The organism is Acidovorax sp. HMWF029, assembly GCF_003060895.1.
GTDB lineage: Bacteria > Pseudomonadota > Gammaproteobacteria > Burkholderiales > Burkholderiaceae_C > Acidovorax.
Window position 1 is genome coordinate 1 of record NZ_QAIH01000201.1, and the last position, 11,750, is coordinate 11,750.

Annotated in this window: 12 protein-coding genes; 6 read left to right on the plus strand and 6 right to left on the minus strand. The window is 62.3% G+C overall.

Features of this window, described 5'->3' with window-relative positions:
* Positions 1-219 precede the first annotated feature (219 nt).
* The gene (locus DBR12_RS14030) at positions 220-1,134 is read right to left on the minus strand and encodes a LysR substrate-binding domain-containing protein (protein ID WP_108617824.1); all 915 of its coding nucleotides are present in this window, start codon (positions 1,132-1,134) and stop codon (positions 220-222) included.
* A 210-nt stretch (positions 1,135-1,344) separates the two neighbouring features.
* Here DBR12_RS14030 and DBR12_RS14035 point away from each other — a divergent pair, with 210 nt between their 5' ends.
* Together DBR12_RS14035 and DBR12_RS14040 are read left to right on the plus strand one after the other, a co-directional pair.
* Entirely contained in the window at positions 1,345-2,292 is a 948-nt protein-coding gene (locus DBR12_RS14035; RefSeq protein WP_233244516.1) for a tripartite tricarboxylate transporter substrate binding protein BugE, read from the plus strand.
* Positions 2,289-3,203, plus strand: coding sequence for an N-formylglutamate amidohydrolase (locus DBR12_RS14040; RefSeq protein ID WP_108617826.1), 915 nt, complete (start codon positions 2,289-2,291; stop codon positions 3,201-3,203). The genes DBR12_RS14035 and DBR12_RS14040 overlap by 4 nt, the downstream gene beginning before the upstream one ends.
* A gap of 102 nt (positions 3,204-3,305) precedes the next feature.
* On the opposite strand, the gene DBR12_RS14045 is transcribed toward DBR12_RS14040, so the two are convergent.
* The 4 genes from DBR12_RS14045 to DBR12_RS14060 all read right to left on the minus strand — a co-directional run bounded on the left by DBR12_RS14045 (position 3,306) and on the right by DBR12_RS14060 (position 7,840).
* Positions 3,306-5,783 (minus strand): PAS domain S-box protein, encoded by a 2,478-nt coding sequence (locus tag DBR12_RS14045; RefSeq protein ID WP_233244514.1) that lies wholly within the window; start codon positions 5,781-5,783, stop codon positions 3,306-3,308.
* Between the two features lie 68 nt (positions 5,784-5,851).
* Positions 5,852-6,652 (minus strand): ABC transporter substrate-binding protein, encoded by an 801-nt coding sequence (locus tag DBR12_RS14050; RefSeq protein WP_108617828.1) that lies wholly within the window; start codon positions 6,650-6,652, stop codon positions 5,852-5,854.
* A gap of 43 nt (positions 6,653-6,695) precedes the next feature.
* The gene (locus DBR12_RS14055) at positions 6,696-7,466 is read right to left on the minus strand and encodes an HD-GYP domain-containing protein (RefSeq protein ID WP_108617829.1); all 771 of its coding nucleotides are present in this window, start codon (positions 7,464-7,466) and stop codon (positions 6,696-6,698) included.
* Positions 7,467-7,468: 2 nt separating this feature from the next.
* On the minus strand, positions 7,469-7,840 hold the full coding sequence (locus DBR12_RS14060) for a response regulator transcription factor (RefSeq protein WP_108617830.1): 372 nt from the start codon (positions 7,838-7,840) through the stop codon (positions 7,469-7,471).
* 142 nt (positions 7,841-7,982) lie between these two features.
* On the opposite strand from DBR12_RS14060, the gene DBR12_RS14065 reads away from it, so the two are divergent.
* From DBR12_RS14065 to DBR12_RS14080, 4 genes are read left to right on the plus strand one after another with little or no spacing between them, the layout of a single operon-like run.
* The gene (locus tag DBR12_RS14065) at positions 7,983-8,672 is read left to right on the plus strand and encodes a helix-turn-helix domain-containing protein (RefSeq protein WP_108617831.1); all 690 of its coding nucleotides are present in this window, start codon (positions 7,983-7,985) and stop codon (positions 8,670-8,672) included.
* On the plus strand, positions 8,669-9,424 hold the full coding sequence (locus DBR12_RS14070; protein WP_158275003.1) for a response regulator: 756 nt from the start codon (positions 8,669-8,671) through the stop codon (positions 9,422-9,424). Before DBR12_RS14065 ends, DBR12_RS14070 begins: the two co-directional genes overlap by 4 nt.
* 21 nt (positions 9,425-9,445) lie before the next feature.
* Positions 9,446-10,135 (plus strand): glutathione S-transferase family protein, encoded by a 690-nt coding sequence (locus DBR12_RS14075; RefSeq protein ID WP_108617833.1) that lies wholly within the window; start codon positions 9,446-9,448, stop codon positions 10,133-10,135.
* A gap of 20 nt (positions 10,136-10,155) precedes the next feature.
* Complete coding sequence (locus DBR12_RS14080; protein ID WP_108617834.1) at positions 10,156-10,671, plus strand: low molecular weight protein-tyrosine-phosphatase; 516 nt, start codon at positions 10,156-10,158, stop codon at positions 10,669-10,671.
* 9 nt (positions 10,672-10,680) lie between these two features.
* Here the strand turns inward: DBR12_RS14080 and DBR12_RS14085 are convergent.
* The coding region (locus DBR12_RS14085) for an XdhC family protein (protein ID WP_233244515.1) at positions 10,681-11,750 on the minus strand (1,070 nt) is incomplete at its 5' end.

The window sequence follows — 11,750 nt, forward strand, 5'->3', positions numbered from 1 at the left end:
CAACGCCCCTGCCCGGCTACACACTGGCCACCCCCGGCCGCGGCCAGCGCGTGAGCCTGGAGCGCGGTGTGGCAACCCGCAGCAAGAAGAACCCTGGCAAGCGCTCCAAGAAGGGCGGCTGATCGCCAGATCGCCATGGGCCGGTGCAACACCGGTACTTTGCAAAAAGCCCTCGCAAGAGGGCTTTTTGCTTTATGTGCACGCTTTGCCAACCAGGCCCTACACAGGCATCGACCCAATGTCCCTGCGCGCCATCTCCAGCAGCCACTGACGAAACACTGGCAAGCTGGCCGCCGTGTGGCGGCCGGGCAGGCGGCACAAAAAGTAGCCACGCTGCAGGCTGATCGGCAGGTCAAACGGCGTGACAAGCCGGCCCGCCTCTAGCTCCGCACGCACCAGGCAGCGCTGCACCAACGCCACCCCCATGTCGGCCAAGGCCGCCTGGATCAGGATGGAAACCTGATCGAACACCGTCGATAGTTCGGGCTCCACCCCTTCGACCCCGGCGGCACGCAGCCACTGGGCCCAGTTTCCAGGCGAGGTGGAATGGGCTAGCAAGGGTTCGGCAACCAGATCTGCGGGGCGCCGCCAGCATTGCCTGGCTGCACGTGCAGGGTGGCACACGGGCACCACTTCGCGGCCGATGAGGTAGTCGCACTCCCAGGTGGGCCATTGCGACGGCCCCAAGCCGGTCAGGATGGCGGCATGCGGTGTGGGACCAGAAAAATCCTCGTCCTTCCGATAAGGGACGAAACGCACGCGTACCTCGGGGTGCCGGGCCTGGAAATCCGGCAGGCGCGGCACCAGCCACACACTGGCCAATGTGGGCACCACCGAAAGAACCAGCTCCATGGTCTGCGAGGGACCGACGCGCAGCACCTCACTTGCCGCTTCAATCGCGGCCAAAGGCTCCCTCACGGCCTCTAGCAATTGTTCGCCAGACTGGGTGAGAACCATCTGGTGCGCACTGCGCCGCAGCAGCACCTTGCCGTAATGGGTCTCCAGCCGCGCCACCGCCCGGCTGATGGCACCCTGCGTCACACACAGTTCCTCAGCCGCCCGCGAAAAGCTGCCCGTGCGCACCACCGTGACAAAGGCATGCAGCTCAGACATGGATGCGGAATGAAGACGCATAGGGCACAGAAGCGTGAAAAGAGGCGAAAGCTAAAGCAATGGCGCGATGACGGTTGTATGACCAATGGTAATGCGGCAATGCAAGACTGTCGTTTGCGGGCACTCGCTGTTCGCAGGAGACTTGTCGGCACCCTTTGACCACCGCGACAACCCACCACCATGGCAACCATCCACTCCCCTTTTTCACCCGTCCGCCGGGCCGCGCTGCTGATGCTGGCCGTTGCACCATGGAGCGGCATGGTCCACGCGCAGGCAAGCTACCCAGACCGGCCCATCAAGCTGATCGTGCCCTTTGCGCCCAGCGGCTCCACCGACCTGGCGGCCCGGCTGATTGCCGAATTTGCAAGCCGTGAGCTGGGCCAGCCCATCGTGGTGGAGAACAAAGCGGGTGCTGGCGGGTCACTGGGCATGGAGCAAGTGGCCAAGTCACGCGCGGACGGCTACACCCTGGGCATGGCCACGATGAGCACGCATGGCTCCAACGCAGCCGCGTATGGCAGCCGTATGAAATACGATGCCTTGCGGGACTTTGCCCCCATCTCTAACGTGGCCACCGTCCCCAGCGTATTCGCGGTGCACGCGAACTTCCCCGCCAAGACCATGCAGGAGTTCATCGCGCTGGCCCGTGCCAACCCCAACAGGTACACCTTCGGCTCTCCGGGTACAGGCTCACTGGGGCATGCAAACGTCGAGCATTTCTCAAGTTTGGCCAAAATCCAGCTGCTGCATGTCCCTTACAAAGGCGCGGGCATGGCACTCAACGACGCCGTCGCCGGACAGGTCGATGGCATCACCGACAATCTGCCTTCAGCGCTGCCCCATATCAAGTCAGGCCGTCTGCGCGCTCTCGCAGTGCTGTCGGACAGCCGCTCGGCCCTGCTGCCCGACGTGCCGACCTACAGCGAGCTGGGCTTCAAGGAAATGGGCTCAGGGGGCTGGTTCGGTGTGGTGGCCCCAGCGGGCACACCTGCCCCGGTAGTCAACCGACTCAACCAGGCGATCCACGCGGCCATGAGAAAACCCGACTTCATCAAGAAGATGGACGACGCAGGCGCCACCCTGATTCCCGGCACGCCGGCGCAGTTCGGCATGCAGATCCAGCAGGCGCTGGAGCGCTATGCGCGCGTGGCAAAGGTCGCCAAGCTGACGGCAGAATGAGCGCACTGCACATGTACAACGGGCAACCTGCATTTACCCTGCGCACCCCGGTGGCGTCTGCCATCCCGCTCGTCTGCGACTCCCCGCACAGTGGCACCATCTACCCGGAAGATTTCGGCCACGCGATCCCCCGCGCACTGCTGCGCGCCGCTGAAGACACCCATGTGGAAGCCCTTTGGCAGGCGGCACCGGACGTGGGCGCCACCTTGCTGGCGGCGCATTTCCCGCGCAGCTATATCGATGCCAACCGCACGCTTGACGACCTGGACCCGGAATTGCTCGAAGCGCCCTGGCCTACGCCGCTGGCCCCCAGCGAAAAGACCCGCCTGGGTTATGGCCTCATCTGGCGCAACGTGAACGCCACCACCCCCATCTACTCCCGAAAACTCCCGGTGGCCGAGGTACAGGGCCGCATCACACGCTGCTACCAGCCCTACCACGAGGCTCTTGCCAGCGCCATCGAGCGCACCCATGCGCAATTCGGCGCCGTCTGGCACCTGAACCTGCACTCGATGCCCAACAACGCCTACGAGCGGCTGCAGATCCAAAGCGCACACCCCCTGGCCGACTTCGTGCTGGGCGACCGCGACGGCACCACCTGCGAGCCAGCCTTCGTGGACCTGGTAGAGCAAGAACTAAAAACCCGGGGGTACACGGTGGCGCGCAACAACCCCTACAAGGGCGTGCAGCTCATCGCCCAGATCGGCCAGCCCGGACTCCAGCGGCACAGCATGCAGGTGGAAATCCGGCGGCCGATCTACATGGACGAAGCCAGCCGTGAGCGCAGCGCCCAGTTCAACGCCGTTCAGCGTGATCTCACCGGTGTACTGCAGGCCATTGCCCGCTACCTCCGAGATCACTCAGCAGTACGGCGAGAAAGCTCAAAGGATCAACCGGGCTTATTACTGTAGGCACTACCAGTGAAGCCCCGACAGATAGCGCCAAAGAGGGTGTGACTGAACGCTGCATCTCTGCAGAAGGCCTGCTTTAGTGGACTGCTTGCCACAATTCGACTATTCCAGCTCCAGGGATGCAGGCAAGGTTTCCGTCTGTCCCCGGGCCGGCAGGATGATGTGAAAGGCAGCACCGCTGGCTGGCACGTTTCGGGCGTAGATCTGCCCTCCCATCGCCTCCACGATCTTGCGGCAGATAGCAAGCCCCAGGCCCGTGCCCCCCGAGCCGTCCTTGGTTTTGCTCGACTGCACAAACGCCTCAAAAATAGTCTCGAGTTCGGACTCCGGAATGCCCGGCCCCTCGTCCTGCACCACCAAGTGAGCTTGGCCTTGCGGATCCATAAAGCCCTGCAGCGTGATGGTGCTGCCCGGTGGCGAGAACTTGATGGCGTTGGCCACCACATTGCGGATCACTTGCTGAAAGCGCAGCGGGTCAGCCTTCGCCACTAGAGGCGTATCGGACAAATCCACGTCCATCATCAGATGGCTGCGTTCCAGCAGGGGCTCCAGCTCGCGAATGACAGGACGCACCACGCCGCGCAGGTCGATGCGCTCCAGGTGAAAAGTTCCCACCGTGCTCTCCAGCTTCGAAACCTCCAGCAAGTCGTTCACCAGTGTCAGCATGCGCTTGCCCGCAAGATGGATGTCTTCAAACATCTCGGCCAGCTTGGGCTGAGTGCGCCCACGCAACATGCCCAGTTCGGCGAATCCAAGGATGGACTGCAACGGGGTGCGCAGTTCATGGCTCATGTTGGCCACAAACTCCGACTTGGCCCGCGACGCCTCTTCGGCTGCATCGCGAGCCTCTCGGGTGGCGCGCTCCGCCTCGCGAAACTCGCTCACGTCCATCAGAATGCTTAGCACCCCGGTCACCCGGCCATGTTCATCTTCAATCGCCGCCTTGGCGATCCGGGTGTCGCGCCGAGATCCATCTCCATGGCGGACCTTGATCTCTAACAATGCCCGCCCGCCCCAACGTAGCAGCTGAACGTTCGAGGCCTGGTGCACCTTGGCCTCGTCGGCGGGGAGGCAAGAGACAAGCTCTCGACCCAGCACCTTTGCTCGCTGCCACCCTTGGTAGTGCTCCCAGGCCTTGTTGACCAACACGAACCGCCCCTGGTCATCGGTAACCGAGATCGGAAGCGGATTGGTCTCCAGCAACAAGTCCTGGAACGCCAACTGCGCTTGCAACTGCTGCTGCGCTATCCAACGCTCAGTCACATCCACCGCACTGCCTGCAAAGCCAGTCACACGCCCTTCAGAAAGCAACGGGACAACAGCAAGCTGCAACATCATCTCCTTGCTCTCCCCCAGGTTCAGCACAACTTGGCAGGTACGCACCCCTTCGGGAGAAGTTGGGTTCAGTACCCTGGCAACGTCCGCGCGGCTCAAGGGGACCACTATGTCCCGCAGATTCTGCCCCCTGGCACGCGTTGCTGCATCTCCGGTGAAGGCCGTCCAATGGGCATTGACATATGTGATGACACCATCGGCATCGGTACGAAAGATCAACTCCTGAACACTGCGCATGAGCACCGAAAGCTCTCGCTCATTCCGAGCTATGCGGGCATGCGCCGCATCCACCGCACGGCGCGCAAACTCTCGGGTTCTCACACTTCGCCACACCACATAGGTCAACCCGAGCACCAGCAGAACCAGCGCGATACCAATGCCCAGCAGGGCACGTGCCTCACGCAACCAGCGCTGCACCGCGCTGCGCGAAGATTCTTCAACAATCACCAACAGCGGTTTGGTGGCCGACACGCGAAATCCGACGATCTGGTTCTCGCCCAGTACACCCGCACCCATGTAGGCTGCGTGCTCTTTGCCCGGCAGGTACTGTGTGAAAACAGGAAGGCGCTGATGGACCCACGTCCCCATAAACCCGGCCGCGGCCCCAGATGTCGCAAGCACCTGACCGCCGTAAGAAGTCACCACCGAATCAAAACTATCGGTCTCCAATGTCAAATGTTGAAAATTCGAGAGCGAATCAGGGTTGACCAAAGCGACCAACGTCAACTCGTGCCCGGCTTCGTTTTTGTAGCCGTACAGCATCGGCACGAAAGCTACCCCCGCAGGCGCCGGTGGAGCGACCCCATGAAGCCGGAGTGCCTGCAAGCTACGTCCCGGGGTCAAGGAGCCCAGGATGCCGCGCCCAAAGATAGCCTTGCCTCCGAGCCGAGACATATCCAAGAACGTTTCCGCATCCCCCTTCTGTGTACTGGCCACAATGCGCCCACCAGGGTCCAGCACGGCCAGGCTGCGCAGAAAGGACAACCCAGTCAAAGCCTGGGTCAAAGCTTCCTCCATCCGCCGGGGATCTGCCGTAACAGAATTGAGCGCCGGCGCGATGGCTAGCGCCTCCAGTACCAATTCCGCGGTCTCGAAGGTCCTCGTGGCCTGGTCCTCCAGGATGCGGGCCAGCATCGTGGCGTGCGACAGATCATTGGCCCGTGCGCTGCGAAAGTCATTCAGGGCCAGCGCCCCCACCGCAAGAAGACTCGCCAGCGCAGACAACACGCCTGCCAGCAGGACCATGTGACTCGCATTCGACATCCACAAAAAAACCCTCGTGGACAAACGCTCCAGAATGAGCAAAGAGCCCATCAACGCACCACAATCGATTTGAGTCCGTGGTGGCCCGCTGCGCGTAGCAACCGGCCGTCTGCCTTTATTCGAGACACAAAGGCATCCACAGCAGCGAGCCACGCAGCATCACCCTGCTTCACCGCGTAGGCGTAGGGGAGCACGGAAAAGGGCTCAGAGGGCTCGATCAGGCGGGCCCAATCCGCGTTGTCCAGCAAGCGCCTGCTGTAGGGATAGTCAGTCATAAACACATCCACGCGCCCAGCGACAAGTTCACGCTCGCGGGTTGCGGGGGGACTGATCTTCACCAAGGTGGCACTTCTGAGGCGCTGCGCCATGATGGGCTCCATGAACGTACCTGCCTGAACGGCTACCATCACCCCCGGCTTGTCGATGTCGGTCCACTGTTTGATTACCACGTTGCTTTTGGTGGTGACAGCATATATGTCGCTTTGCATGTAGGGCTGCGTGAAAGCGAGTTTTTCCATGCGCTGGGGCAGCATGCCGACGGCAAACATCGCGACATCGCAGCGGTCTTGACGCAAGTCTTCGATCAGCGTGGGAAATGAGGACTCTACATATTCAACTTTGGCCTTGAGGTCGCGCCCCAGCTCCGCCGACAGCTCAATGTCGAGGCCCACCAGCTCCTGCGTGCGCGGGTGGCGGTAGGTCACGCCGTAGTAGTCAGGCCAGATGCAGACCTTCACCACGGCCTGGCCCTGCACACGATCCAGCACCGGGCCCGCAGCGGCACTTGTGGCGACCAAGGCCGTGCACAGGCCCACGGCCACGCTCCATTGATTCACACAGGACATCAGCATATGGACTCCTTGTAATTCGGCTTTTTCCAGCACATGTTTACCCCTAGGGCGAGTCAATCAGCAAATCGAACGACGGGCACTCCTGCGTGATCTTGCAACGCAGGGCATTGATGTCCTCGGCGTGTGCCAGGAAGGCATCCACCACCGCCGGATCAAAGGCGCGGCCCCGCTCTGCCACTAGCATCCGCAGCGCCTCCTCTACGCTGAAGGCGGGGCGATAAACGCGGTCCATGGTCAGCGCGTCAAAAAAATCGACGACGGCAGTGATGCGTCCAGACAAAGGTATCGCATCCCCCGCGAGACCCGCCGGATAGCCTGAGCCGTCAAAGCGTTCATGGTGAGTCAGTGCCACCTCCGCCGCCATGCGGAACACCGGAATACGAGAGCGCCCCAATATCTTCGCCCCCATAGCTGCGTGGCCGTTCATGATCTCCCGCTCCTCGGGGGTCAGCTTGCCGGGTTTCTTGAGCACGCTGTCGGGTGTGCCAATCTTGCCGACATCGTGCATAGGCGCAGCCTTGCGCAGCATGCGGGCAAAGCCGGCTGTTTGTCCCATGGCCAAAGCCAGGGCTTCTGCCAGATACCCAATGCGCACGATGTGAATGCCCGTGTCATCGTCCTTGAGATCAGCAGCCGCAGACAGATGCAGCAAGGCTTCATGGTGAGCCCGGGTGACTTCGCGCAAGGCTTCGTTGCGCTCGCGATACATGCGGCCGAAGTCGTCTACAAAACGCTCCATCTGCGCTGCGGCGGCTTCGTCGAAGCAGCGCGCCCCCTCCTCCGACAGGGTCGCCGGTTGTACCAAGGCGGTCATGATCACAACGCCGCCTCCATGCGGTAAATCGTTTCCAGAACCTGCAAGGTACTAAAAGGCTTCATCAGGTAGTCATCCGCCCCGGCCGCAAAGCCCGCAGCCCTGTCGTCGGACTGCACCCGCGCCGTGAGCAAGATAACCTTGGTGTGCCGCATCCCGGGATCGGACTTGATGCGGCTGCACACATCCAGGCCGTTCAAGGCGCCAGGCATCATTACATCCAGCAGCACTATGTCAGGCTGCAGTTCACGGGCCAGTGCCCAGCCTGCATCCCCGGTGGCGGCTTCGTGGATCTCGAAATCATCAAACTCCAGCGTCATCTTGAGCAGTTTGCGGATATCCATGTGGTCTTCAATGATCAGGATCTTTTTCACGACAGGCCCCTTTCCAGGAAATGAATCAATTGGAGCAGCAAATCACAGCACCAAGCTTTTTTTCGATTGATTAAATCATATCAATCATTTTTATCAAATACAAGATGCCAACGATAAAAAATTCAGCCAAAATGCGTGAACTATGCAATCTGACAAATTTCCACCGGAGCGCCAGGCACCGAACCACTACACAACGATCGAAGTTGCCCGAATCCTTGGAATGGCAGTCCGGTCAGTCCAGCTGATGGTGGACCGCAACGAGCTCGAGGCTTGGAAGACCCCTGGTGGACACCGGCGAATATCGCGAACCTCTGTGGAGCGCTGGGCCAGCGCCCATGGCTTGGCGGGCACTGGCAGCCCCTCCCACGCACCTGCCCCCCCACCGGCTACAGCCACGCGTACCCAAGTGCTTCCTGCCAAGTCCACCGCACTGGCTTCGGTACAGGCGCCACAGATTCTGTTGATTGAGGACTCGGTCCATTTCCAGAACTTGGTGGGGCTGATCGTGAAGCAGCACTTTCCGGGGGCCACGCTACAAGTGGCGAACGACGGGATCACGGGGCTGGCGCTGTATGGGCAGATCCAGCCCCGCGTGCTGATCGTGGACATCCTGCTGCCGGGCATCGACGGCGCGACCCTGATCACCACCTTGCGATCACACGCGCAGTTTGCGAGCAGCCACCTCATTGTCGTCACCTCACTGGACGAATCGCAGCGAGAGCCCTATGCCTTTGCCCTGCAAGGTGTAAAGGTGATCCACAAGCCCCGGTTGGTGGCCGAATTGCCTGCAGCGCTGGCGGAATGCCTGCCACCGGGCCTGGTGCCGACATGAACCTGCCCCGGGTCCTGCTGGTCGAAGACGACGCCTCCATTGCACGCTTCGTGCAACTGGCACTGGAAGAGCTTCCCATCGAGCTAGTCACCTGCACCAATGTGGGCGACGCCATGCAAGCGCTGAAGGCCCTCCACACCCGGCTCATCATCACCGACCTCATGCTACCCGGCGAGTCCGGCATCGACCTTGTGCAGCGGCTGCTGCACGAGCCAAGCCCAGGCCACCCGATACCTGTGGCCGTCTTCAGCGCTGGGCTCAATCCCGCCGTGCGTGACCAGCTCAGCGCGATGAAAGTGTGGCGGATGCTTTCCAAGCCCACCTCGGTGCTGGAACTGGAAACCTGCGTGCGCGATGCCCTCGCATTGACCATGACCTCAATGGCTGATGCACCTCCTTGCGGAACGCCAACACCAGCCACCCAGACAATCCCCGCTGCAGCCCGGACCGAGACCGAAGCCGAAGCCATTGCCACCCATTTTGCAGGCGACGAGCTCTTGTTCAAGGCTTACCGCGCCAGTTGCCTGCAGCAGTTCCCGGCAGATATTCGGCAGGGCGATGCCGCCTGCGCCGCGCAGGACTTGCCTGCCCTGCGCCGCCTGGCCCACAGCCTGGCCACCGTGCTGCTGACACTGGGGTACCCAAAGCAAAGTATGTGGGCGCGGCAGCTGGAGAACGCAGCTGCCCAACTCGCTGTTGACCAATGTCTCGACCATTGGAGCAAGCTTCGGGCATTCTTGACCCAGCTCTAACCACTTGCTCAGGACCACGCCGTGATAACCGTCCATCATCTCGAAACCTCGCGCTCCCAGCGCATTCTCTGGCTTCTGGAAGAACTCGGGGAGCCTTACGAACTCAAGATATACCAACGCGACAAAGCCACCAAACTGGCACCGCCCGCGTTGAAGAAGATTCATCCGCTGGGCAAATCTCCCGTGATCACAGATGGCAGCGAAGTCATTGCCGAATCAGGCGCGATCATCGAATACTTGGTGGAAACCTACGGAGCCCGCGCTGGCGGCGACCTGGCCCACCTGCAGCCCGCACTGCGCACGCCGGAGCACCGCCTGTGCCGCTTCTGGATGCACTATGCCGAAGGTTCTCTCATGAACTGGCTGGTGATGAAGCTGGTGTTCATGACCATCCCCACCCAGCCGATGCCCTTCTTCGTGAAACCCATTGCGCGCAAGCTGTGTGGCACGGTGCAAAAGAAACTCATCGACCCCAACGTGGACAGCGCGCTGGCCTTCATCGAAGCACACCTGGCCACCCACCGCTGGTTTGCGGGCGAGCACCTCACCATGGCCGATTTTCAGATGAGTTTTGCGGTAGAGGCCCTGCTGTCTCGCGCCAACGACGCCAGCGCCAGCCCCCATCTGCAGGCCTACAAGCAACGCATGGAAGCCCGCCCTGCCTACCAGCGCGGCATTGCCAAAGGTGGCCCGGTGGTCATGTCCGCTTGAACACCGCCGGGACCAACGACATGCAGGACCGCGTCGCCACCTACTCAGTGCTTTTTTTGTGCATGGGCAACATCTGCCGCAGCCCCACGGCCCACGCCGTGTTCCGGCACAAGATGATTCACAGTGGTTTGGCAAACCAGGTGCGGGTGGACTCGGCGGGCACCCACAACTACCACCCGGGCGAAGCGCCGGATCACCGCACCCAGCGCCACGCGGCGCAACGGGGGTATGACTTGTCAGACCTGCGGGCCCGGCAGATCAGGGACGCAGACTTTGCAGGCCACGACCTGGTCCTGGCGATGGACTGGGACAACCTGGCATTAGCCCAAGACCAATGTCCGCCAGAACATACCCACAAGCTGCGGCGCCTGACCGAGTTTTGCCTGCGCTTCGACAGTCCTGTGGTGCCCGACCCGTACTACGGCGGCAGCCAGGGCTTTGAGGAGGTGCTGGACCTGGTGGAAGACGCTTGCGAAGGGCTGCTCAGGCATGTGCAGCGGCAGCTGCAGACGCATGTGCCGCCGATGCAGCACTGACACCCGGCGCTACCGCATGCCACACACCCGCGCGCCCGGGTCGTTGTGCGCAAGTTCGCGCTCGTTCTTGGCCTGGGCCACCTCCATGTCGCGTGGCAGAGTCACGCCGTTCTTCACGGCCAGGATCTCGGCCATCACACTCACCGCGATCTCGGGTGGCGTCTTGCTGCCGATGTAGATGCCGATCGGGCCACGCAGGCGCACAAGGCTGGCCTCGGTCTGGTCAAAGTGCTCGATCATGCGCGCGCGGCGGGCTTCGTTGTTGCGGCGCGAGCCGATGCCGCCCACATAGAACGCCTCGGTGTTCAGCGCCTCCAGCAGCGCCAGGTCGTCGAGCTTGGGGTCATGCGTGAGTGCCACCACGCAGCTGCGGCGGTCGGGCTTGAAGGCCAGCACCACGTCGTCGGGCATGTCGCTCACCACCGTGGCGCCCGCAACGCTCCAACTGCCCCGATATTCCTCACGCGGGTCGCACACCGTCACCGCAAAGCCGTTGAACAAAGCCATGGTGGCGAGGTACTCGGCGAGCTGCCCGGCGCCGATGAGCAGCATGCGGTACTCGGGCCCGAAGGTGTTGGTCAGCTGCACCCCATCCACCACCAGTTCCTCGGGCGCCAGGGTGGACGCCAGGGTCACGGCGCCATCGGCCAGGCGCACCGTGCGCTGCATGAGGCACCCGGCGGCCAGCTGGGCAATCAACTCGGCCAGCAAGGCCGGGTCGGGGTCGTACTCCAGCAGCAACTCCAGTGTGCCGCCACAGGGCAGGCCAAAGCGGTGGGCTTCGTCGGCGCTGATGCCGTACTTGACAAACGACGGCGGGCCGCTGGGGATGCTGTGGGCACCATCGGGCGCCGCCGAAGCCGCCTGCGCATAGGCGCGGGTGTGGCGGTCGATCAGGTCGTCCTCGATGCACCCGCCCGACACCGAGCCCACCACCGCGCCATCCTCACACAGCGCCATGATGGAACCCACCGGCCGGGGCGACGAGCCCCAGGTGCGCACCACCGTGGCCAGCAGCGCGCGGCGCCCTGCCGCCCGCCAGCCCTGCAGGGTACGCAGCACCACAACATCCAAATTTT

Bases quoted from the DNA above. Each gene is read 5' to 3' on its own strand.
- DBR12_RS14035 (WP_233244516.1), top strand. From the start codon at position 1,345: ATGCTGGCCGTTGCACCATGGAGCGGCATGGTCCACGCGCAGGCAAGC.
- DBR12_RS14050 (WP_108617828.1), bottom strand. From the start codon at position 6,652: ATGCTGATGTCCTGTGTGAATCAATGGAGCGTGGCCGTGGGCCTGTGC.
- DBR12_RS14040 (WP_108617826.1), top strand. From the start codon at position 2,289: ATGAGCGCACTGCACATGTACAACGGGCAACCTGCATTTACCCTGCGC.
- DBR12_RS14055 (WP_108617829.1), bottom strand. From the start codon at position 7,466: ATGACCGCCTTGGTACAACCGGCGACCCTGTCGGAGGAGGGGGCGCGC.
- DBR12_RS14030 (WP_108617824.1), bottom strand. From the start codon at position 1,134: ATGCGTCTTCATTCCGCATCCATGTCTGAGCTGCATGCCTTTGTCACG.
- DBR12_RS14080 (WP_108617834.1), top strand. From the start codon at position 10,156: ATGCAGGACCGCGTCGCCACCTACTCAGTGCTTTTTTTGTGCATGGGC.
- DBR12_RS14045 (WP_233244514.1), bottom strand. From the start codon at position 5,783: ATGGTCCTGCTGGCAGGCGTGTTGTCTGCGCTGGCGAGTCTTCTTGCG.
- DBR12_RS14070 (WP_158275003.1), top strand. From the start codon at position 8,669: ATGAACCTGCCCCGGGTCCTGCTGGTCGAAGACGACGCCTCCATTGCA.
- DBR12_RS14065 (WP_108617831.1), top strand. From the start codon at position 7,983: ATGCAATCTGACAAATTTCCACCGGAGCGCCAGGCACCGAACCACTAC.